Annotated in this window: 21 protein-coding genes and 1 pseudogene; 14 read left to right on the top strand and 8 right to left on the bottom strand. The window is 66.8% G+C overall.

Annotation, left to right across the window (positions count from 1 at the left end):
- Nucleotides 1–177: 177 nt before the first annotated feature.
- From EJK91_RS04350 to EJK91_RS04360, 3 genes are all read right to left on the bottom strand, one after another.
- Nucleotides 178–747, bottom strand: coding sequence for a hypothetical protein (locus EJK91_RS04350; protein WP_046301439.1), 570 nt, complete (start codon nucleotides 745–747; stop codon nucleotides 178–180).
- A 115-nt stretch (nucleotides 748–862) separates the two neighbouring features.
- A complete protein-coding gene (locus EJK91_RS04355; protein ID WP_024442003.1) occupies nucleotides 863–1,045 on the bottom strand; it encodes a hypothetical protein in 183 nt (60 codons plus the stop codon).
- A 16-nt stretch (nucleotides 1,046–1,061) separates the two neighbouring features.
- Nucleotides 1,062–2,543, bottom strand: a complete 1,482-nt coding sequence (locus EJK91_RS04360) for an amino acid permease (protein ID WP_046301440.1) — start codon at nucleotides 2,541–2,543, stop codon at nucleotides 1,062–1,064.
- 359 nt (nucleotides 2,544–2,902) lie between these two features.
- On the opposite strand from EJK91_RS04360, the gene EJK91_RS04365 reads away from it, so the two are divergent.
- Together EJK91_RS04365 and EJK91_RS04370 are read left to right on the top strand one after the other, a co-directional pair.
- Nucleotides 2,903–4,066, top strand: a complete 1,164-nt coding sequence (locus EJK91_RS04365; RefSeq protein WP_046301441.1) for an FAD-dependent oxidoreductase — start codon at nucleotides 2,903–2,905, stop codon at nucleotides 4,064–4,066.
- Nucleotides 4,063–5,337 carry a cytochrome P450 gene (locus EJK91_RS04370; RefSeq protein WP_036457640.1) on the top strand — a complete coding sequence of 425 codons (1,275 nt, stop codon included), beginning with the start codon at nucleotides 4,063–4,065 and terminating at the stop codon, nucleotides 5,335–5,337. Before EJK91_RS04365 ends, EJK91_RS04370 begins: the two co-directional genes overlap by 4 nt.
- Nucleotides 5,338–5,352: 15 nt before the next feature.
- On the opposite strand, the gene EJK91_RS04375 is transcribed toward EJK91_RS04370, so the two are convergent.
- Complete coding sequence (locus EJK91_RS04375) at nucleotides 5,353–5,841, bottom strand: winged helix-turn-helix transcriptional regulator (RefSeq protein ID WP_024442006.1); 489 nt, start codon at nucleotides 5,839–5,841, stop codon at nucleotides 5,353–5,355.
- 174 nt (nucleotides 5,842–6,015) lie between these two features.
- On the opposite strand from EJK91_RS04375, the pseudogene EJK91_RS04380 reads away from it, so the two are divergent.
- The 8 genes and pseudogenes from EJK91_RS04380 to EJK91_RS04415 all read left to right on the top strand — a co-directional run.
- Nucleotides 6,016–6,306 (top strand): annotated as a pseudogene (locus EJK91_RS04380) (steroid 3-ketoacyl-CoA thiolase); the annotation flags it as partial.
- Nucleotides 6,303–7,280 carry a nitrilase-related carbon-nitrogen hydrolase gene (locus EJK91_RS04385; protein ID WP_024442008.1) on the top strand — a complete coding sequence of 326 codons (978 nt, stop codon included), beginning with the start codon at nucleotides 6,303–6,305 and terminating at the stop codon, nucleotides 7,278–7,280. The pseudogene EJK91_RS04380 and the gene EJK91_RS04385, both read left to right, overlap by 4 nt.
- Nucleotides 7,267–7,767 carry a DUF302 domain-containing protein gene (locus EJK91_RS04390; RefSeq protein ID WP_241178621.1) on the top strand — a complete coding sequence of 167 codons (501 nt, stop codon included), beginning with the start codon at nucleotides 7,267–7,269 and terminating at the stop codon, nucleotides 7,765–7,767. Before EJK91_RS04385 ends, EJK91_RS04390 begins: the two co-directional genes overlap by 14 nt.
- Entirely contained in the window at nucleotides 7,764–8,354 is a 591-nt protein-coding gene (locus EJK91_RS04395; protein ID WP_125078350.1) for an NAD-dependent epimerase/dehydratase family protein, read from the top strand. Before EJK91_RS04390 ends, EJK91_RS04395 begins: the two co-directional genes overlap by 4 nt.
- 208 nt (nucleotides 8,355–8,562) lie before the next feature.
- Nucleotides 8,563–10,416 (top strand): molecular chaperone DnaK, encoded by a 1,854-nt coding sequence (gene dnaK, locus EJK91_RS04400; protein ID WP_024442011.1) that lies wholly within the window; start codon nucleotides 8,563–8,565, stop codon nucleotides 10,414–10,416.
- Entirely contained in the window at nucleotides 10,413–11,033 is a 621-nt protein-coding gene (grpE, locus tag EJK91_RS04405; protein ID WP_046301445.1) for a nucleotide exchange factor GrpE, read from the top strand. The genes dnaK and grpE overlap by 4 nt, the downstream gene beginning before the upstream one ends.
- A gap of 21 nt (nucleotides 11,034–11,054) precedes the next feature.
- Entirely contained in the window at nucleotides 11,055–12,251 is a 1,197-nt protein-coding gene (gene dnaJ / locus EJK91_RS04410; protein WP_024442013.1) for a molecular chaperone DnaJ, read from the top strand.
- Nucleotides 12,248–12,622 carry a heat shock protein transcriptional repressor HspR gene (locus EJK91_RS04415; RefSeq protein WP_024442014.1) on the top strand — a complete coding sequence of 125 codons (375 nt, stop codon included), beginning with the start codon at nucleotides 12,248–12,250 and terminating at the stop codon, nucleotides 12,620–12,622. Before dnaJ ends, EJK91_RS04415 begins: the two co-directional genes overlap by 4 nt.
- On the opposite strand, the gene EJK91_RS04420 is transcribed toward EJK91_RS04415, so the two are convergent.
- Genes EJK91_RS04420 through EJK91_RS04430 form a run of 3 tightly spaced genes read right to left on the bottom strand, consistent with a single transcriptional unit; the run spans nucleotide 12,619 to nucleotide 15,399 of the window.
- Entirely contained in the window at nucleotides 12,619–13,521 is a 903-nt protein-coding gene (locus EJK91_RS04420; RefSeq protein ID WP_024442015.1) for an aldose 1-epimerase, read from the bottom strand. The two genes, EJK91_RS04415 and EJK91_RS04420, sit on opposite strands and share 4 nt — an antisense overlap.
- Before the next feature lie 3 nt (nucleotides 13,522–13,524).
- Nucleotides 13,525–14,691: an FAD-binding oxidoreductase gene (locus EJK91_RS04425; RefSeq protein ID WP_125078351.1), complete on the bottom strand. Its 1,167-nt coding sequence runs from the start codon at nucleotides 14,689–14,691 to the stop codon at nucleotides 13,525–13,527.
- Nucleotides 14,692–14,727: 36 nt separating this feature from the next.
- Nucleotides 14,728–15,399, bottom strand: coding sequence for a GAP family protein (locus tag EJK91_RS04430; RefSeq protein ID WP_024442017.1), 672 nt, complete (start codon nucleotides 15,397–15,399; stop codon nucleotides 14,728–14,730).
- 110 nt (nucleotides 15,400–15,509) lie between these two features.
- On the opposite strand from EJK91_RS04430, the gene EJK91_RS04435 reads away from it, so the two are divergent.
- On the top strand, nucleotides 15,510–15,971 hold the full coding sequence (locus EJK91_RS04435) for a hypothetical protein (protein ID WP_024442018.1): 462 nt from the start codon (nucleotides 15,510–15,512) through the stop codon (nucleotides 15,969–15,971).
- Here the strand turns inward: EJK91_RS04435 and EJK91_RS04440 are convergent.
- Entirely contained in the window at nucleotides 15,960–16,580 is a 621-nt protein-coding gene (locus EJK91_RS04440; protein ID WP_024442019.1) for a TetR/AcrR family transcriptional regulator, read from the bottom strand. The genes EJK91_RS04435 and EJK91_RS04440 overlap by 12 nt on opposite strands.
- 204 nt (nucleotides 16,581–16,784) lie before the next feature.
- Here EJK91_RS04440 and clpB point away from each other — a divergent pair, with 204 nt between their 5' ends.
- From clpB to EJK91_RS04455, 3 genes are all read left to right on the top strand, one after another.
- Nucleotides 16,785–19,331 (top strand): ATP-dependent chaperone ClpB, encoded by a 2,547-nt coding sequence (clpB, locus tag EJK91_RS04445; protein WP_125078352.1) that lies wholly within the window; start codon nucleotides 16,785–16,787, stop codon nucleotides 19,329–19,331.
- A gap of 160 nt (nucleotides 19,332–19,491) precedes the next feature.
- Complete coding sequence (locus EJK91_RS04450) at nucleotides 19,492–20,715, top strand: PecA family PE domain-processing aspartic protease (protein WP_125078353.1); 1,224 nt, start codon at nucleotides 19,492–19,494, stop codon at nucleotides 20,713–20,715.
- A gap of 154 nt (nucleotides 20,716–20,869) precedes the next feature.
- Nucleotides 20,870–22,081 (top strand): PecA family PE domain-processing aspartic protease, encoded by a 1,212-nt coding sequence (locus EJK91_RS04455; RefSeq protein WP_241178622.1) that lies wholly within the window; start codon nucleotides 20,870–20,872, stop codon nucleotides 22,079–22,081.
- The last annotated feature ends 40 nt before the right edge of the window (nucleotides 22,082–22,121 follow it).

Consider the following 22,121-nt stretch of genomic DNA (forward strand, 5'->3'; position numbering starts at 1 on the left):
GGCCCGAACGGTGCCGGGGGAGGGCCGGGTGGTTGCGGGCCGCGGTGACCGTAGGGCATGGACCGAGTTTGGTCCTCGCTGGGTTTGCCGGAACCGTCCGAAGATCCGAAGCGCGCCATTTCACCGATCGTATCGGAAAGTGCTGACCGGCGACTGGGGCGAGAAATCAGCGAGAAGTCAGAAGGTATCGATGTTGTCGATGCTGACCAGCATGCCGTGACCGGTGCGGTCGTTGGTGAACCGCGTGCCGTTGATATCGGCGTTGATCGTCCAGCCTTGCGCCTGGTAAGTCAGGTAATCGATGGTGACGACCGGGATATCGCCCAGGTTGCCCAGCACCCACTGCACAGTGCCGTCGGCGCTGACACTGACGCCGTTGGCGTGCTGGCCGTCCTTGAGGGGCGTATTGGTGAACTGCGCTTCACAGTCGACCTGGGGTGAGGAGATCTGGCAGCGGGTCCGGCCGGATTTCGTCTCGATGAAGACGTAGCCGTTGTCGTCGGGCGGCAACGGGATGGCGTCGGCCGGCCGGCTCGGGGTGGCGGGCTTGGTCGGACTGGTCGGACTCGATGGACTCGGCGGCGCGGTACTGGTACGCGGTGGCCGGAACGACGGCTCCGGCGGTCCCCCGCCGGGCGCGGCGGTCGGATGGCCGTCGACGGTGCTGCTGCAACCGGTCAGCAGCAGCGCGGCCACCAGCGTCAGCTTTCCGGCCGTCCTGCGCGTCGCCTGGTCTGGTACCTGCACTGATTCCCCCGCTGACGTATGTTGCGGCCAGCGTACGCAACCCGTGACATCAGTGGCTGTAGTGACGCGCGGTACTGCCGGTGCGGCGCACGTCGTTCGGGTGAGGAGCCCGCGGTCAGGAAAAGTCACGGAAGGCCAGCACCGCACCCGCCACGGCAGTGACCGCGGCGAGCGCGTAGCCCACCAGCGACCACCAACCGGCGTGCAGGTAGGCGGTGACGGCCACGATCGCGATGGCGCAGAAGACCAGCACCATTCCATACAGCGGGGGCTCGGCTGCGTAACGGTTGCGGGCCATAGGTTTTTCCGGCCTTCTACTCGTCCTGGTCCGGCTGCAGGGCCGCAGCCGGTGTCTGCACGGGAGGCGTCTCGGCGAGCGCGGCCGCGGCCTGCACCCGGCCGCGCACCAGATACCAGCCGACGATCAATGCCGGTGTGCCGATCAGCAGCACTCCCCGCACGAACGGACCGCTGCGCTGATCGAACAACATCAGGACCAGCACGCCGGCCAGGAACACCAAGGTCACATATCCGCTGTAGGGAGCCAGCGGCATCCGGAATGACGGCCGTTTGAGCACCCCGGCATTGGCCAGCCGGAGCAACCGCAACTGGCAGGCCACGATCGTGGCCCACGCCGCCATGACTCCGACCGCGGCGATGTTGAGCACGATTTCGAAGGCCTGTCCGGGGCGCAGTGCGTTGAGGGCGACGCCTAGCAGGCCGACGCCACTGGTCAGCAGGATGCCACCGTAGGGCACCCCGTTCTTCGAGATCTTGGCGGTGAACGCGGGACCGCTGCCGTTGACCGCCATCGAGCGCAGGATCCGCCCGGTGGAATACAGCCCGGCATTGAGGCTGGAGAACGCGGCGGTCAGCACCACCAGGTTCATCAGGCTGCCCGCGCCGGTGAAGCCGACCTTGGAGAAGAACGTGACGAACGGGCTCTGGTGCTCCTTGAAAGCGGTGTAGGGCAGCAGCAGCGCCAACAGGACTACCGATCCCACGTAGAAGATCCCGATGCGGGCCACCACCGAGTTGATCGCCCGTGGCATGACCTTCTCGGGGTTGGGGGTTTCGCCGGCGGCGGTGCCGACCAGTTCGACCCCGGCGTAGGAGAACACCACCCCGGAGGTCACCAACACCAGCGGGAGCAGGCCGGTAGGCAGGAATCCGCCGTTCTGGGTCAAGAGATGCAGGCCGGTTTCTTGGCCGTCGACCTGGTAGCGGCCGCCGAGGAAGATGGTTCCCACCACCAGGAACGTCATCAGCGCGAGGACCTTGATCAGCGCTGCCCAGAATTCCAGCTCACCGAAGAGCTTCACCGAGATCAGGTTCATCGACAGCACGGCCAACAGGGCGATCAAGGCCAGCGTCCATTGCGGGATCACCGCGAATAGGTGCCAATAGTGGAAGTAGCTGGCGATCGCGGTGGTGTCGACGATGCCGGTCATCGACCAGTTCAGGAAGTACAACCATCCCGCGACGTAGGCGGTTTTCTCCCCGAAGAACTCACGCGCGTAGGAGACGAACGATCCCGGCGACGGTCTGTGCAGCACCAACTCGCCCAGTGCGCGCAGGATCAGGAAGGCAAAGGCGCCACAGACCGCGTAGACGACGAAAAGGCCCGGCCCGGCCGAGGCGAGCCGGCCGCCTGCGCCAAGGAACAACCCGGTCCCGATGGCACCGCCTAGGGCGATCATCTGCAGCTGTCGTGGGGCGAGGTCCTTGTGGTAGCCCTCGTTCTCACGGGTCAGCGCAGCCGAGGAAATCGGGTGCGGGTCGGGGGAAAGTGGCATCGGTGCGAGGGTAACGCACCGGGGTTGCTGGTCAGGACCAATGCCCACGGCGCTCAGGCCCTGCTAATTCGCTATAGCGAGCTGAACCAATTGCCGATGTCGTCGAGGGTGTTCTCGAAGAAGAACCCGATGATGCCCCGGTCAATGACGCGGCAGCTCACGACGTGAAACCACCGGTCCGTGGGGCACCGTCGAGCGGATCGAACGCCTGCAGTTCGACGGGTGACTACGGTTGCGGTTATGGCTGATCGACCCGCGCCAGTCGCAGATGCGCACGAGGTCGCCGCGGCGATGCCCCACGTCGCCAGAATCAAAGGGCCGCAAGGAAATCCGATCTATGAGGTAGGCGGTGAGTCCCGATGAGCAAGCGGATCGCGGTGGTGGGGGCCGGCATCGCCGGGCTGGCGACCGCGGTGGGACTGCAGCGCCGCGGACACGAGGTCACCGTTGTCGAACAACGGACCGACACCTCATCGGGTGCGGGGATCAGCATCTGGCCCAATGCGCTGGCCGCCCTGGACCAGCTCGGCCTCGGAGATGCCGTCCGAGCGGCGGGCGGCCGGATCACCGCGGGGGCGGCGCGCTGGCACGACGGATCGTGGCTACGCCACCCGGCGCCAGAGCGGATGGTCCGGGCACTCGGTGAACCGCTCGTGGTGGTGCAGCGCTCGGTGCTTCGCGACATCCTCGCCGAAGCGCTGGCCGCGGGCAGGCTGCACTACGGGCTCGCCGCCACCGACGTGGCTATGGCGGGAGACGTTGTGGCGCTGCAACTCTCGGATGGAACGGCAGATGAATTCGATGCCGTCGTCGGCGCCGACGGCATCCACTCGGTTCTGGCTCGCCACCTCAACGGCCCGCTGCGCCGGCGCTATGTCGGCTACACCGCATGGCGTGGAATCGCCGCCTACGCGCTGGATCCTGACCTGGCGGGCGAGACGATGGGTCCCGGAGTCGAAACCGGGCATGTGCCGATGGGGCCGGATCTGACCTACTGGTTTGCCACCGAGCGGGTCCCCGAGGGACAACGAGCGCCCGAGGGGGAACTGGCCTACCTGCGAGCCAAGTTCGCCCCTTGGTGCGAGCCCATCCCGAGCATTCTCGCCGCGACCTCGCCCGGCGACGTGTTGCGCGACGACCTCTACGATCGCGCGCCCATTCGGCACTGGGCGCGCGGCCCGATCGTGTTGGTCGGTGACGCGGCCCATCCCATGCGTCCGCATCTCGGGCAGGGTGGCTGCCAGGGGCTGGAAGACGCCGCCATCCTGGCCGAGTTCGTCGATCAGGCACCCGATCTGCCCACCGCCTTCGCCCGGTTCGTCGCGTTCCGGCGCCCACGGGTTGCGCCGCTGGTCCGGGAGTCGGCGTGGTTCGGAAAAGTCGTCAACGCACGCCCCGCCGTGCTCAGCGCCACCGCTAGTCGTGCCACCGGCCTGATTCCAGAAGCACTGCTGATGCGGCACCTGGCAACGGTCGCCGCAGGGTCGGCGTTTGTGTTGCCGACGGCAGGTGCGCCGCGATGAGACCAGGTCTGTGGCTTCGGTGGGCACTGCTGCAGGGGTTTCCGCGGGCGCTTCTTGCGGTGCAGGCGCGGCGCGGCGACCCGATGGCACGCTTGCTCCTCGGGCCACTGCGTGGCGGCGACCCCGAACCGCTGACCGAACAGATCCGTGCCCGTGGCCGACTGACGCGCACGCCGTTCGCTGCGGTGACCGCCGACCACGAGTTGTGCCGAGCAATCCTGCGCGACGACAGGTTCGGAGCGACTAACCCGGTCAATATGAATCTGCCTAAGACGGTGCGCTGGATGATCGACCTGACAGATCCCCGGCTGCCGAATCCGGCGGAGCCCCCCTCGATGCTGGCGGTCGATCCGCCCGACCACACGCGCTATCGGCGTGCGGTGGTGCGCGCGTTCACGCCCCGTGCGATCGACAGGTTGCGGGCCCGGATCGTCGAGATCACCGATGAACTGCTGGATCGGGTGGAATCGGCAGCGCATCCGGATCTGATCGCCGATTTCGCCGGGCCCCTGCCGGCTTTGATCATCGCCGAGATTCTCGGAATCCCCGAGGAGCAGCGCCCGCAGATGCTCGACCGGGGTGATCGTGGTGCACCGTTGCTCGATATCGGGGTGTCCTGGAAAACGTTTCGGGGTGCCATGCAGTCCTTGCGGGAAAACGATCACGAATTCAGCGACCACATCGAACGGTTGCGCACCAACCCCGGTGGCGACATCTACAGCCAGATCATCCGCGACGGGGACCTCGACCGACGCGAACTGGGCGTGACGGCATTGCTGCTCGCCGGGGCCGGTTTCGAGACCACCATCAATCTGATCGGCAACGCGATCGTGCTGTTGCTGCGCCACCGCGAACAGTTGACGAAGTTGCGCGAGGATCCTCCGCTGTGGCCGGGCGCGGTCGAGGAGGTGTTGCGCTTCGACAGCCCGGTGCAGATGACGTCGCGCAACGCCCTCGGCGACCTCGAGCTTGCCGGGTACCACCTCGCTGCCGGCGAAACGGTGGCGCTCCTGCTGGGCGGCGCCAATCGCGACCCCGGCGTTTTCCACGATCCCGGCCGCTTCGATGTCACGCGGGCCAACGCCAAAGAGCATCTGTCGTTCAGCAGCGGGATCCACGCCTGCCTCGGCGCCAACCTGGCCCGTATGGAAGCCACCATCGCGCTGCAGGCGCTGTTCGAGCGGTTCCCCGATCTGCGGCTCGACGGCCCGCCCACGCCGCGCGGGCTGGCCACCCTGCACGGCTTCCGGCGCATTCCGGCGACCCTGTGATCCAGAGCCCGGGTGTCATTCAGGACGTGATGCCTTCGATGTGACCAGCCGTGCACCCAGGTCGCCAGGCTCGACGCGGTGACCTTCGGTGCAGCGGATCTCGACCTGCGCGTCCGCGCCGCAGGCCAGATGCGTCAGGCGTAGCCGGTCACGGTTGGGCAGGTGACGTTGCCCCCACTGGAACATGGCCCAGACCACGGGCATGAAGTCGGTGCCGGCCTCGGTCAGGACGTATTCGTCGCGGCTGCGCTGGCCGGGCTCACGGTAGGGCCGACGGGCCAGCAATCCGAGATCGACGAGTTCCGTGAGCCGTGTTGCGGTGGCGGCCTTGGTGATGCCGACCCGGTGTGCAAAGTCATCGAACCGGGTGGTGCCGTAGTAGGCCTCGCGCATGATCAGCATTGCTGACTTGGTACCCACCGCGGCCATGGTTTTTTCGACCGGGCACTCGCCGATCGCCGACCAGCCATCGCGATCCGCCAGCGGGCCCTGCAGGAAATTCATCTCGATTCACCTCCCGGTCTGGGTTGACCCTACTATACCCAGGGCGTATAGCTGAGTATAGAGAACAATACTCAGCAGGTGGGAGGATTCATGATGGTCGAATATCGAGATCGAGACGCCGTCATCGTCGGAGCCGTCCGCACGCCGACTGGCAAAGGCAAACCTGGTGGTCGCCGTGCCGGGATGACGCTGTCCGACATCGATCTGTTCGAGGTCAACGAGGCGTTTGCGCCCGTGGTGCTGGCCTGGGCGAAGGAAACCGGTGCAGATCTGGCCAAGACGAACATCCACGGCGGTGCTATCGCGATAGGGCATCCGCTCGGCGCCAGCGGCGCGCGGCTGATGACAACCTTGGTCCACGCGCTGCGGCACAGCGGAAAACGGTTCGGTCTGCAGACCATGTGTGAGGGCGGGGGCATGGCCAACGCCACCATCATCGAGCGGCTCGAGGGAGCACGGCAATGAACACGATTCGAGCAGCGGCCGTGCAGATCAGCCCGGTGCTCTACAGCCGGGAAGGAACCGTCGAACGGGTGGTGGCCAGGATCGACCACTTGTCGCGCCGCGGAGTGCAATTCGCGGCCTTTCCGGAGACGGTGATCCCGTACTACCCCTATTTCGCTTTCGTCCAACGGCCGTTCGAGATGCGCGCGGAGCACCTCAAACTGATGGAGCAGGCCGTGACGATCCCTTCGCCGGAGATCGAGGCGATCGGCGCCGCGGCCCGGCAGGCAGAAATGGTGGTGTCCGTCGGTGTCACCGAGCGTGACGGCGGGTCGCTGTACAACACCCAGCTGCTGTTCGACGCCGACGGAAGCCTGCTGCAGCGCCGGCGCAAGATCATGCCCACCTACCACGAGCGGATGCTCTGGGGGCAGGGCGACGGCAGCGGGCTGCGTGCAGTCGACAGTGTGGTCGGGCGGGTCGGCCAGCTGGCCTGCTGGGAGCACTACATCCCGCTGGCCCGCTACGCCTTGATCGCCGACGGCGAGCAGATCCACTCAGGCATGTGGCCGGGATCGTTTGCCGGCGAACTGTTCACCCGCCAGATCGAGACCAGCATGCGTAATCACGCACTCGAATCGGCCGCTTTCGTCGTCAACGCCACCGCCTGGCTGGATGCCGACCAACAGGCCCGGATCATGGCCGACACCGGGTGTCCAATCGGCCCGATCTCGGGCGGGTGCTTCACCACGATCGTCACTCCGCACGGCGAGCTGCTGGGGGAGCCACTGCTGGCCGGTGAGGGCGAGGTCGTCGCCGACCTGGACTTCTCGGTGATCGATGCCCGGAAGTCGCAGATGGATGCCGCCGGTCACTACAGCCGGCCGGATCTGCTGAGCCTGCTGGTGGACCGCACCCCGCAGGCACATGTTCGGGACCGCTTCGAAGGATCCACCGAAGCCGATCTCGAGGGGGTGGACCGTGTCGCAGTCTGATCCGCGCGAGCTCCGCTTCTCCGGAGCCAGGGTGTGCTACCAGAGCACGAAGAGCTACGAGGAATTGGCGGCCGCGTTGTTCTCCGAGGTCGGTGTCCGGCCGGTCCCGATCGACGACATCGCGAAGGACTTCGCCGGCTGGGAGTCCTATCGCGATGAGGTCCAAACTCACGTCGGACCTGGGGGATTCATGTTGTTCACGGTCTTCGATCACGGCGGCTGGATCGCCAAGGCCGGCATCGACCGGAAAGCGTTGCGCGTCATCATCGGCAACCCGCTGATTGCGATCACGATGTTGCGCCACGACCTGACCGCGGGGTTGTTTGCACCGGTGGAGTTGCTGCTGATCGGTGAGGAGAACGGCAGCAGTCTGACCTACGTCAAACCGTCTTCGTTGATGGTCGTCGAACCCAACCCTGCCCTGCTTGCAGCCGCAGAAGAACTCGACGTCAAGTTGGCCGCGTTGGCGAGGAAGGTCGCGGGATGACCAAGCGCGTCTTCGTTGCGGGTGCTTCGGGTGTGATCGGCAGCCGACTGGTTCCGCTGCTCGTCGAAGCGGGCCATACCGTCGGCGCCATGACGAGGTCGGCCGAGAAGGCCGACCTGCTGGCCGCAATGGGTGCGCAGCCGATCGTCTGCGACGTATTCGACCGCCCGGTTCTGACCCGGGCCGTCCGACTTTTTGCGCCTGAGGTATTGCTGCACGAGTTGACCGATCTACCCGACAATCTGGCCGACCTGCCCGAGGAGTCGCTGCTCAACGCTCGTATCCGATCCGAGGGCACCCGTAATCTCATCGACGCGTTGGACGGATTGGGCGCGACGAAGATCATCGCCCAAAGCGTCGCGTGGGGGATGCGTCCCGGCGCGGAAGCCGATGCGGTCGCAGTGCTTGAAGAAGCGGTGCTCGCGGCGAGCGGCGTGGTCCTACGCTACGGACTGTTGTACGGGCCCGGTACCTACTACCAGGGCGAGCTGCCTCCGGAACCACGGGTGAACATTGATACCGCCGCCGCGCGGACGTTCGCTGCCCTCGGCGCTCCCACGGGCATCCTGGCGGTTGTCGACGGCTGAGTCGACTGCGTCGCGCCGGGCAACCCCTCGGTGCCCGTTTCGCTGCCGCGGTGCCATTCGGGAACAAATCGCGAACCGGGTCCGTTGACCCATTCGACAAGTTGAGTCATAAGCACTCAAGTCTGGGTTGACAGCCAAGCCGCCGAAGGAGCATCCTTGAGCGCAGTCCGCTCAGACTAGGGATATCGTCTACCAGGGAGGAATCACAATGGCTCGTGCGGTCGGAATCGACCTCGGGACTACCAACTCTTGCGTCTCGGTGCTCGAGGGCGGCGACCCTGTCGTCGTAGCCAACTCGGAGGGCTCGCGCACGACCCCGTCGGTCGTCGCATTCGCCCGTAATGGTGAAGTGCTGGTCGGCCAGCCCGCCAAGAACCAGGCGGTCACCAACGTCGACCGCACCATTCGCTCGGTCAAGCGTCACATCGGCAGCGACTGGAAAGTCGAGATCGACGGCAAGGACTACACCGCGCAGGAGATCAGCGCCCGCGTGCTGATGAAGCTCAAGCGTGACGCGGAGGCCTACCTCGGTGAGGACATCACCGACGCCGTGATCACCGTGCCGGCGTACTTCAACGACGCCCAGCGCCAGGCCACCAAGGAAGCCGGTCAGATCGCCGGGCTGAACGTGCTGCGCATCGTCAACGAGCCGACCGCGGCTGCGCTGGCCTACGGCCTGGACAAGGGCCACAAGGAACAGACCATCCTGGTGTTCGACCTCGGTGGCGGCACCTTCGACGTCTCCCTGCTGGAGATCGGCGAGGGCGTGGTCGAGGTGCGGGCCACCTCCGGTGACAACCACCTCGGTGGTGACGACTGGGACGACCGTGTCGTCGACTGGCTGGTCGACAAGTTCAAGGGCACCTCGGGCATCGACCTGACCAAGGACAAGATGGCCATGCAGCGGCTGCGTGAAGCGGCCGAGAAGGCCAAGATCGAGCTGTCCAGCTCGCAGAGCACCTCGATCAACCTGCCCTACATCACTGTCGACGCCGACAAGAACCCGCTGTTCCTCGACGAGCAGCTGACCCGTTCGGAGTTCCAGAAGATCACCCAGGATCTGCTGGACCGCACCCGCAAGCCGTTCCAGTCGGTGATCAAGGACGCCGGTATCTCGGTGTCGGAGATCGACCACGTGGTGCTGGTGGGTGGTTCCACCCGGATGCCCGCGGTCACCGAGCTGGTCAAGGAGCTGACCGGTGGTCAGGAGCCCAACAAGGGCGTCAACCCCGACGAGGTTGTCGCCGTGGGCGCCGCCCTGCAGGCCGGTGTGCTCAAGGGTGAGGTGAAAGACGTTCTGCTGCTTGACGTCACCCCGCTGTCGCTCGGTATCGAGACCAAGGGCGGCGTGATGACCAAGCTGATCGAGCGCAACACCACCATCCCGACCAAGCGCAGCGAGACCTTCACCACCGCCGACGACAACCAGCCGTCGGTCCAGATCCAGGTCTTCCAGGGTGAGCGCGAGATCGCCTCGCACAACAAGCTGCTGGGCTCTTTCGAGCTCACCGGTATCCCGCCGGCCCCGCGCGGTGTCCCGCAGATCGAGGTCACCTTTGACATCGACGCCAACGGCATCGTGCACGTCACCGCCAAGGACAAGGGCACCGGCAAGGAGAACACGATCAAGATCCAGGAGGGCTCCGGCCTGTCCCAGGAGGAGATCGACCGGATGATCAAGGACGCCGAGGCGCACGCCGAGGAGGACCGCAAGCGTCGCGAAGAGGCCGACGTGCGCAACCAGGCCGAGTCGCTGGTCTACCAGACGGAGAAGTTCGTCAAGGAGCAGCGCGAAGCCGAGGGCGGCTCCAAGGTTCCAGAGGACACCCTCGGCAAGGTGGACGCAGCCATCGGCGAAGCCAAGAAGGCGTTGGAGGGCACCGACATCGGCGCCATCAAGGCGGCGATGGAGAAGCTGGGCGTCGAGTCGCAGGCGCTGGGTCAGGCGATCTACGAGGCCACCCAGGCTGAGCAGGCCGCCGCTGGAGCAGAAGGCGCCGGGTCCGCTAGCGACGACGACGTCGTGGACGCAGAGGTGGTCGACGACGGAGACACCAAGTGAGCGAAGAACACTCACGCGAATCGTCTCCGGAGACCATCACCGTCACCGACAAGCGGCGCATCGACCCGGAAACCGGTGAAGTGCGGGAGAGTTCCTCCGGGCCGGCCCCGAGTGGGCCGGCGCCGGAGGAGCCGGCCGCCAGCGAGGACCAGGCCGATCAGGTCGCCGAGCTGACCGCCGACCTGCAGCGAGTCCAGGCGGACTTCGCCAACTACCGCAAGCGGACGCTGCGCGATCAGCAAGGTATCGCCGACCGGGCCAAGGCCGCAGTGGTGACCGAATTGCTCGGGATCCTCGACGACCTGGACCGCGCCCGAAGCCACGGCGACTTGGAAGCGGGCCCGCTGAAGGCAGTGGCGGACAAGCTGACCGGTGTGCTCACCGGAATGGGACTGACGTCGTTCGGCGCCGAGGGCGACGAATTCGACCCGTTGCTGCATGAGGCGGTCCAGCATGAGGGCGACGGGACGCACTCGGTGATCGGCGCCGTCCTGAGACGGGGCTACAAGCTCGGCGAGCAGGTACTGCGGCACGCGATGGTGGGCGTGGTCGACACCGTCCCGGAAGCCGGTTCCGACGGAGCGGTTGTCGACGGCGACACTGCTGAAGAGAATTGACAGGTAAGGAGGTGACGCGTCATGGCTCAGCGTGAATGGGTCGAAAAGGACTTCTATAAGGAGTTGGGCGTCTCCTCCGACGCCAGCGAGAAAGAGATCAAGAGCGCCTACCGCAAGTTGGCCTCCGAGCTGCATCCGGATCGCAACCCGAACAACCCGGCCGCCGCAGACCGCTTCAAGGCGGTCTCCGAGGCCTACAGCGTGTTGTCCGATGAAGCCAAGCGCAAGGAGTACGACGAGACCCGCCGGCTGTTCGCAGGCGGCGGGTTCGGGCGGCGCTTCAACGGCGGTGGTGGCTTCGGCGGCGGTAACTTCGACCGGTTCTCCACCGGCGGCGACGGCAACGAATTCAACCTCAACGACCTGTTCGGCGCTGCCGGCCAGACCGGTGGGGCCAACATCGGTGATCTCTTCGGCGGCCTGTTCGGGCGCGGTGCGCAGCAACGCCCGAGCCGGCCGCGCCGCGGCAACGACCTGGAGACCGACTCCGAGTTGAGCTTCCTGGAAGCCACCAAGGGCGTCGAGATGCCGCTGCGGCTGACCAGTGCCGCGCCGTGCACCAACTGTCACGGCAGTGGCGCCCGGCCGGGCACCAGCCCCCGAGTCTGCGTCTCCTGCAACGGATCCGGGGTGATCAGCAGCAATCAGGGTGCGTTCGGGTTCTCGGAACCGTGTACCGACTGCCGTGGCAGCGGATCGATCATCGAACACCCGTGTTCGGAGTGCAACGGAACCGGACGGGCAGCCCGGACCCGCACAATCAATGTACGCATTCCCCCCGGTGTCGAGGACGGCCAACGGATTCGGCTGGCGGGCCAGGGTGAGGCCGGGCTGCGCGGCGCGCCCTCGGGTGACCTCTACGTGACGGTGCGGGTGCGTCCGGACAAGGTCTTCGGGCGCGACGGGGACGACTTGACGGTCACCATCCCGGTGAGCTTCTCCGAGCTCGCTTTGGGCACCACGCTCTCGGTCCCGACGCTGGACGGCAAAGTCGGCGTGCGGGTGCCCAAGGGAACCGCCGACGGCCGGATTCTGCGGGTTCGCGGGCGCGGTGTGCCCAAACGCGGCGGCGGCAGCGGGGACCTGCTGGTCACCGTCAAGGTCGCGGTCCCACCGAATCTGGAGGGTCAGGCGCAAGAGGCGCTCGAGGCGTACGCGGCTGCGGAGCAGGCCAGCGGATTCGACCCGCGGGCCGGATGGGCGGGGAACCGGTCATGAGCAAATCCTCGGAGAGTTCGCGCACCTTCCTGATCTCGGTGGCCGCCGAGCTGGCCGGGATGCACGCGCAGACCCTGCGCACCTACGACCGGATCGGGCTGGTGAGTCCGCAGCGCAGCTCGGGTGGCGGACGCCGTTACTCCGAACGCGACGTCGACCTGCTGCGCGAGGTGCAGCGGCTTTCTCATGACGAGGGGGTCAACCTCGCCGGCATCAAGCGAATCATCGAACTGACCAACCAGGTCGAGGCGTTGCAGTCGCGGGTCAAGGAGATGGCGGCGGAGCTGGACAGGTTGCGCGCCAACCAGCGTCGCGAGATCGCGGTGGTGCCCAAGAGCACCGCCGTGGTGGTCTGGCAACCGCGCCGCTAGCGGATACGGATCGAGAACTGGGCCACGCCGGGCTGGCCCAACCGGGCCACCGCGTAGCCGCCGCGGCGCAGTGCGTCGGTAGGTGCGGCCATGGGCTCGAAGCACACCACGTCTTCGGTGGCCGGAGCGTAGATCTGCGCCGCCGGATAGCCTTGGTCGAAGCGCACCTCGATGCGTCGACCGCCGCCGGAGAGTGCGAACAGCGCTCCAGGTGCCACCTCGTCGAACCCGTGGTCGAACACCGTGTCGCCCAACAACTCTGTCGATACCGGGTGAGGCGTGAGCGCACCGGTCGGGAGATTGTGTGCGTCGACGATCCGGGACCGCATCGCCGGTGTCTCGATGAGCCACTGCGTCCTGGGTACGCCGGGAATGTGTAGGTAGGGGTGGAAGCCGAAGCACAGCGGCACCGCTGTCTCGCTGGTTGCGGTGACCGTGGTGCGCACCGTCAAGGTGCGATCCGCCAGGGTGATGGCCAGCTCCAACAGGTGCGGGAACGGGAACGTCGCCAGCAGGTCCGGGCGGGCCCCGAAGTCCAGTTCCGCGGTCAACGCCGACGCCGATCGCGCGCTCACCCGCCAACCGGGATCCCCGGCCAGGGTGCCGTGGATGGGGGCGCCGTATTCGTCGGCGTGCACCCCGCCGACCCCCGGCGTGAGCGCTACCTCCGTGGCACCCACCTGGTAGCTGTTGCCGCTCAAGCGATTCGCCCACGGATATAACAGCGGAAGGCCCATGGTCTTGTGCTCGGCAACGTAGGCGGCCACCCCCCGGCGCTGGCCGAGCAGTTCCACGCCGTCGTCGCACAGCGACGTCCCGATCATGCCCGCGCCCGGAACGAAGGTCGCCGTCAGCGACGATGACGGATCCATCACCACGCAGGACTCGAGATCAGTCACTTCTCACTCCGACAGAGGGTCGTGTTGAATGCGTTCTGGGGGAGCTCCTTTGGCGATGAGCGCCGCCACGGTAGCCCGCGTCATCTCCGGCCCACCGCAGACCAGAATCTGGCGGTCGCCCCAGCTGCCGTAGCGGGTGACCGCCTCCGCCAATCGTCCGGTCTGACGCAGATGCAATCCCCGCGGCGGGGTCACGTCGGGGTAATCGGCGGCCCATTCCGGGTCGCCCGCGTACTCCGACACCGGCGTCACCGACAGCCACGGGTTGTGTGCGGCGATCTGCCACAGAGTGGGCTGGTCGTAGAGCTCGCAGGGATAGCGGCCACCGAAGAACAGGTGCACCCGCGGGTTCACGCCCCATCGGGTCAGGTCCATGATGATTGCGCGCAGCGGCGCCAACCCGGTACTTCCGGCCACCATCAGCACGTCTCCGGCGTCGCGATCGACGTGCAGACCGCCGTGGGGGCTGGACAGTCGCCACCGGTCACCGGGCCGGGTTTCGTTGACGATCGCGGTGCTGACCAGACCGGCGGGCACCGCGCGGACGTGAAACTCGATGGCCCCGGTCTCGTCGGCGGGCATACTCGGGCTCAAGTAGCGCCATGACCGTGGGCACTGCGGCACCTCGACTTTGACGTACTGCCCCGGGTGATAGGGCAGCGGTTGGTCCAACTGGATCCGGACGACGGCGATGTCGCGGGAGACCCGGAGGTGCTCGACGACGGTGCCGTCCCACCACGCCGGGCCCTCTTCGGCATCGGCGGCGCCGCCCATCACCCCGACGATCAGATTCAGCGCCTCGCGGGCGGCGTCGTCGACGGCTGCGGTCCAGTCTTCGGCCAGCTCCGCACGCAGGGTGCTCAGAAGCACTTGGCCTATCACGTTGTAATGACGTTGCGTCACACCGTACTTGCGGTGGTCACGGCCCAGTTGGGCTAGAAGCGCTATGGGTTCTTGTGCCCGTTGGGCGATGAATTCGCTGAGCGCCCAGGCCATGGCGTGGGCGAAAGCGGCCCGCTGGGTGGTCAGGTCGGCGGGGAACAGGTCACGCACCGACGGGTCGGTGCCGAACCATCGGGTGAAGAACCGGGCGACGACACCGGAACCGTCGGACGGCACGGCGAATGCGCCGTGCAGCACGCGCAGCGCGTCGCGATCGTCCAAGCCCACGGCCGCGATCTTAATGCTGGCCGGCGCCGACGCCGGCTATAGCGCGTGAATCCCGTTGTAGACCACCATTGCACCGATGAGGACCAAGATGACGGCGACGAGCGCGGCGTGCTGCTGCTCCATCCAGTCCTTGAGCCGGTTCAGCGCTGGATCCAGTCGGTCGCTGGCCGCCAGGTAGCCGAGAATCGGGATCAGGACCGAGGATGCGGCGAGCAGGACGAAGAAGATGGCCGCCGGCCAACTGTCCTCTCGACGCAGTCCGGCGCTGCCGATGGCCAGGCCGGCCGCTGCGCACATGAACAGCACCTCTGGCCGGATCACGGCCAGCGCAGCGGCCGTCAGGCCAGCGCGCGGCGGGGACATCGCGGTGAATGAGCGCATCCAGCGCGGCATCTCGCCGTGTCCGTGCCGGGTCGTCCACCGGTAGACGCCGAACGCGATCAGCAGCGCACCCACGACAATCCGCAACCACGACGCCCAGGCCGGCGGCGTGGTGTGCAAGCCGCCCAGCAGTCCGGATACGGCGATGAAGGCGGCGGTCAGTGCCGCCAGGCCCACCAGCCAACCGAGCAGGAAGGCCAGCCCGGTCTCGCGTGGGCGCGCGGTGTGCAGCACCAGCACGGCAGGGATGACGGTGATCGGCGAGAGCGCCACCACCAGCGCGAGGGGGATCAACGCGGTCCACACCGAAGCCAGGCTGGTCGTCATAGCAGCACCGTAGTCGACGCGATGGCACGGACCGGTCACCCAGCGCGCCGCCCTTGCTAGATACCCATACGGGGTATAGGTTCAACGGGAAGTGTCTAGGAAGGGCGGACATGTCACCCACGTCAGAATGTCGCGACCGGCCCCCCGGACGCCGGTTCGGGGCCGCGGGAGTCGTTGCCGCGCTGACCTGCACGCTGGCCTGCTGCCTGCCGGCGGCCCTGGCGGCGCTCGGGGCCGGAGCGTCGGCCGCCGCCGGCATGGGGCACGCCGGGCATGCCACCGGCGAATTCCGGGGGTGGTTCGCGGCACTGCTCGACGTGCTGCACCGGCTCAGTCCGGTGCTGCTGACCGCATCGGTCGTGCTCGTCACGGTGGCGTTCGCGCTGCGGCGTCGTGCGGCAGTGCTACCGGCGCTGCTTGCCGGTGTGGTGCTCTACCTCAGCGTGCACGGGCAGGACGATCCCGCCGTGATGTATGCGGGGATGGCGCTGGGCTACGGCGCCTGGATCGCGTTGTACCTGTGGACGCGCCCGCGTTCCGGCGCCAGCTCGTGCCAGCCGTCAACTCTGTGACGGGCTTGCCAAGTTCAGCTCGGCCCGGACCAGCCCGGCGGCGAACTTCACCAGCTCGGCACGGCTCACGTGAAGACGGCCGTCGGCCCAGTCTAGGACCAGCGTGGTTAGGGCTCCAGACAGTGCGCTGGCACTCATGGCTTGTGTTGCGGTGACCGCAGACGAATCAGCGACACCGGATGGGCCGATCAGTGCGCCCAGCAGTCCGGGCAGAACGTCGGCGCGATGATCGGCCAGCAGGGTGCTGGATTGCGGCTCCCGCAGCAGGATCCGCAGCCGACGGGGATCTTCCTCGAAATAGGCTGTCGCCCGGTCGAGCGCCACGCTGATCGGCGCCGCTTTGCCGGCGACGCCGGCCATGGTGGCAAGCAGTTCGGCGTTGCACTTGTCGTACACGGCCAGGATCAGCTCGTCTGTGTCACTGAAGCTTTCGTAGAAGTAGCGAAGGCTGAGCCCGGCGTCGCGGCACGCCGCGCGCATCGTGACGCCGGCTGTGCCCCCGGTGCCCAGCAGCTCCATTCCTGCCTCAATCAGCTGAGCCCGACGTGCCTGGGACCGGGCATCGTGGGTCTGGCCGCGCCACACCCGTGGCGCCCGTTCGCCACTCATGTGCACCTCCGAATCGTGGGGACGCCTGAGGATACGTTCCCGCGCCCGGTCGCATAGAGGAATCGGTTGATTCCAGTTGCCCGAATGCCGCTCCGCAAAAAAGATGACTTGAGCGGAACAGACTCAACCTTGACGGCGTTGGACAACACGACAAGCATTTTCGGCGGGCACGTGTAGCCCGCTCTGACCCCGAATGGAGGTGTCGTGGACTCGTTCAACCCGACCACCAAGACCCAGGCAGCGCTGACCGCGGCGTTGCAGACGGCTACTGCCGCCGGCAACCCCGAAATCCGGCCCGCCCATCTGCTGCAGGCCTTGCTGACCCAGAACGACGGGATCGCCGCGCCGCTGCTGGAGGCGGTCGGTGTGAACCCGGCGACTGTCCGCGACGAAGCGCAGCGCCTGATCGAGCTGGCGCCGCAGGTGACCAGCTCCAACGCGCAGCCGCAGCTGTCCCGCGACTCGCTGGCCGCGATCACCGTCGCCCAGCAGTTGGCCACCGAACTCGATGACGAGTACGTCTCCACCGAGCACCTGATGGTCGGCTTGGCCACCGGCGCCTCCGACGTCGCCAAGCTGTTGACCGGCCACGGCGCGTCGCCGCAGGCGCTGCGGGAGGCGTTCGTCAAGGTGCGCGGCAGTGCGCGGGTCACCAGCCCTGACCCGGAGGCCAGCTACCAGGCATTGGAGAAGTACTCCACCGATCTGACCGCGCGTGCCCGCGAGGGCAAGCTGGACCCGGTGATCGGCCGTGACACCGAGATCCGCCGGGTGGTGCAGGTTTTGAGCCGGCGCACCAAGAACAACCCGGTGCTCATCGGTGAGCCCGGTGTCGGCAAGACCGCGATCGTCGAGGGCCTGGCCCAGCGCATCGTCGCCGGCGACGTCCCGGACAGCCTGCGAGACAAGACCGTCGTCAGCTTGGACCTGGGTTCGATGGTCGCGGGTGCCAAGTATCGCGGCGAGTTCGAGGAACGGCTCAAGGCCGTCCTGGACGAGATCAAGAACTCCGCCGGACAGATCATCACGTTCATCGACGAACTGCACACCATCGTCGGCGCCGGCGCGACCGGCGAAGGCGCGATGGACGCCGGCAACATGATCAAGCCGATGCTGGCGCGTGGTGAACTGCGGCTGGTTGGTGCCACCACCCTCGAGGAGTACCGCAAGTACATCGAGAAGGACGCCGCCCTGGAGCGCCGCTTCCAGCAGGTCTACGTCGGGGAGCCGTCGGTGGAGGACACCATCGGCATCCTGCGTGGCCTCAAGGACCGCTATGAAGTGCACCACGGGGTGCGCATCACCGACTCGGCGCTGGTCGCCGCGGCCACCTTGAGTGACCGCTACATCACCGCCCGGTTCCTGCCGGACAAGGCGATCGACCTGGTCGACGAGTCCGCGTCGCGGCTGCGGATGGAGATCGACTCCCGGCCCGTCGAGATCGACGAGGTAGAACGTCTGGTGCGCCGGCTGGAGATCGAGGAGATGGCGCTGGCCAAGGAGGAAGACGACGCCTCCAAGGAACGGCTGGTGAAACTACGCAGCGAGCTGGCCGACTACAAGGAGAAGCTGGCACAGCTGACGACCCGGTGGCAGAACGAGAAGGGCGCTATCGACGTCGTCCGTGAGCTCAAGGAGCAACTGGAAGAGCTGCGCGGTGAGTCCGACCGCGCCGAACGCGACGGCGACCTGGCCAAGGCCGCCGAGCTGCGCTACGGGCGCATCCCGGAGGTGGAGAAGAAGCTCGAGGCCGCGCTGCCGACCGCCCAGGCTCGCGAGGACGTGATGCTCAAGGAGGAGGTCGGACCCGACGACATCGCCGACGTGGTCAGTGCCTGGACCGGTATCCCGGCCGGCCGGATGATGGAGGGCGAGACCGCCAAGCTGCTGCGGATGGAAGACGAACTGGGCAAACGGGTTGTCGGGCAACGCAATGCGGTCTCCGCGGTCTCCGACGCGGTGCGGCGTAGCCGGGCCGGGGTCGCCGACCCCAACCGGCCCACCGGCTCGTTCCTGTTCCTCGGCCCGACCGGGGTCGGCAAGACCGAGCTGGCCAAGGCGCTGGCCGACTTCCTGTTCGACGACGAACGGGCCATGGTCCGCATCGACATGAGCGAGTACGGCGAGAAGCACTCGGTGGCCCGCCTGGTCGGGGCGCCCCCGGGCTACATCGGCTACGACCAAGGCGGTCAGCTCACCGAGGCGGTGCGCCGCCGGCCCTACACCGTGGTGCTCTTCGACGAGGTGGAAAAGGCCCACCCGGACGTGTTCGACGTGCTGCTGCAGGTCCTGGACGAGGGCCGGCTCACCGACGGGCAGGGCCGCACCGTGGACTTCCGCAACACGATCTTGATCCTGACCTCCAACCTGGGGTCGGGTGGCACCGAGGAGCAGGTGATGGCCGCGGTGCGGGCGGCGTTCAAGCCGGAGTTCATCAACCGGCTTGACGACGTGCTGATCTTCGAGGGCCTCAATCCTGAGGAGCTGGTGCGGATCGTCGACATCCAGCTGCAGCAGTTGGCCAAGCGGCTGGCGCAGCGGCGGCTGACCATCGAGGTGTCGTTGGAGGCCAAGAAGTGGCTGGCTGACCGCGGATTCGACCCGGTCTACGGAGCGCGTCCACTGCGCCGGCTGATTCAACAGGCCATCGGCGACCAGTTGGCCAAGATGCTGCTGGCTGGCGAGGTGCACGACGGTGACATCGTGCCGGTCAACATCAGCGCGGACGGCGAGTCGCTGGTCCTGGGCTGAGACTTCCCTCACGGCAAGGCCCCTCGGAAGCAGTTCCGGGGGGCCTTGTCGTCGGCCGGCGCTCCTTTGCGGATGCGGTGTTGAAGCTGATCGGTTAGCCTGGCCCTTACTGAGAAATTCCGGTGTATTCCTGCACCGTTATTCATCCGGAGGGGTAGTCATGTCAGCTCGTCGCCATCGCCTGGTGGGCGCCGTAGGGGCCGTCGGTGCGGTCCTGGCGCTGGGCGCGCCCGCCCCGGCCGCTCAGGCTGACTGGGACGACCTGTTCGAGCCCCTCATCGACGCGATCAGTTGGGTCGACCCGGGCATCGCCGCCGACACCGATCCGGGTGCGGCGCTGTCCTCGTTGGACACCCTGTTCAACGGCTGGTACCAGGACCTCATCTACAACCCCCTCAACAGCATCGCGCCATGGCTGTTCGGTGAGAGCCTGCCCGGCAGTGCCGTCGCGTACGGCCCGGACAGTGCCAATCTGCCGGACAGTTTCACCGTCCCGATGGAGGTCAATCTCAACACCCAACCGGTGATCAATGTCTCGGTGGGCGGCGGCGCGCAGACCGAGGTGCTGGTCGACACCGGTGCTGCCGGACTGGTCATCCCGATCTGGAACATCAACCCGTTCGGCATCACCGGTCTGCCGACCGGTTTCAACATCGGTCAGTTCGGCGGCGCGCTGAACTACTTCTATTTAGAGCTGCCCACCACGGTGACCTTCACCGGCGTGGACGGGGACACGCTGACCGCCGACACCACGGTGGATGCGGTGCTGTTCGCCTTCCCGACGGACCTCAATCCCTTCGGCTCCTGGTCCATCTACGACTACCTGGCCGGTTCCTCCACCGGCATCTTGGGGATCGGACCGAACGCGCTCGGACCCACTCCCGACCACATTCCGACCGCCGACCTGCCGGGCACTCTGGGCAACGGCGTGCTGATCGACCAGCCGGGCGGCAGATTGGTCTTCGGGGACAACCCGCTGGAGGGCGGAACGGTTATCCAGGGGGCGCCGTGGACACTCCCCACCAGTGATCTGAAGGTGAGCATCAACGGCGAGGCGCCCTCGACGGTCAGGGCGGTGATCGACTCCGGCGGCGTGTACGGCACCATGCCGACCTCGGTGCTCAGCGCTGCCGGCGTCAGCCCGACCGCCAACGGACAGCTGCCCAGCGGGACGACCATTGAGGTGTTCACCAAGGACGGAACTCCGCTGTACTCCTACACGGTGGGCACGCAGCCCGGCGAGGTGCGCAGCCCGACCGTGATCGCCAGCGGCGGTATGAACACCGGCAACTGGCTGTTCGCCCAAGAGCCGGTCTACATCTCGTACAGCCCGGATGGCGTCGGGCAGACCATCGTGGGTGGCACCCCCATCATTCAACCGTGATGAGGTAGTGGCCGGGAGCCCGTCTGCCGGCCAAGCGTTTTTTGGCGCTTTCTTGGCTGAAACCCCTGGTGTTCTACGCCCCTGGGTGGTTTAGCTGACCCCGGTTGGTTACGGCTCAGCGGGTGTCCGTGACCTCACGCGGGAGGTTTCGGAGATGGCAGCTCGTCGACGCATGATCGGCGTGACCACGGCGGTCGGGGCGTTTCTCGCGCTGGGAGCTCCCGTGCCGACAGCACACGCCGACATCGATGACCTGCTGCAACCCATCATCGACGCCCTCAGCGGGTTCGACCCCGGCATCGCTGCCGACACCGGTCCGGGCTTCGCGCTGTCCTCGCTGGACACCATGTTCGACAGCTGGTACCAGAGCCTCGTCTACACCCCGATCAACGAGCTTGACCAGTGGATCTTCGGTGGGGCCGCCGATGCGAGCGTGGCCGGCAGCGCTGCCGCGTTCGGCCCGGACGCCACCACCGCGGACACCTTCACGGTCCCGCTGGAGGTCAGCAGCGGCACCGAACCGGTGGTGAACGTCTCGGTGGGTGGCGGACCGGAGTCGTCAGTGCTGGTCGACACCGGCTCGGCTGGTCTGGTCATGCCGATCTGGGACATCAACCCGTTCGGGATCACCGGCCTGCCCACCAGCATCAACATCGGTCAGTTCGGCAATTCGGTGGACTACGTCTACGCGGAACTGCCCACCACGGTCACGTTCACCGACGCCGCCGGCGCCACCGTCACCACCGGTACGACCGATGTCGATGCCGTGTTGTTCGCCTTCCCGGTCAGTATGTCGGCACTGTTCACCGGGTGGAATATCAGCTCCTACCTCGGCGATAACGCCGACGGCGTCTTAGGCATCGGGGCGAACGCAGCCGGGCCGACCCCTGACAGCATCCCGACCACAGCGCTGCCGGGTGCTCTCGGCGACGGTGTACTGATCGACCAGAAGGACGGCACCCTGACCTTCGGCGCCGACCCGCTGACCGGCGGAGTCACCGTCGACGGCTCGCCGGACTCGACGCTGTATGTGTCCTTCGACGGCGGCAAAACGGCCACCCAGGTCGGATCGGTCATGGATTCCGGTGGGGTGAACGGGACGATCCCGGTAAGCCTGACGAACGGAAGCGCGGGGGAGGTTCTGGCCGCCGGCCAGCAGGTCAGCGTGTACACGGGCGACCCCACCAAGGGCGGTACGCTGCTCTACGACTACACGGTCGATCCGACCTCCGCCAATAGCCCGACGATCGTGTCCGGCACCTCGATGAACACCGGCAACTGGCTGTTCCAGCAGAACCAGGTGTACGTCTCGACGGCCGGCAACGGCTCCATGCACATCGTTGCGAACAAGGTCGTGACGCCCTAACGCCGCGGTGATACCGGGTTGTGACCTGAGGACGTTCGTC

Origin of the sequence: Mycobacterium sp. P7213, from assembly GCF_900604305.1 — a bacterium.
Lineage (GTDB): Bacteria > Actinomycetota > Actinomycetes > Mycobacteriales > Mycobacteriaceae > Mycobacterium.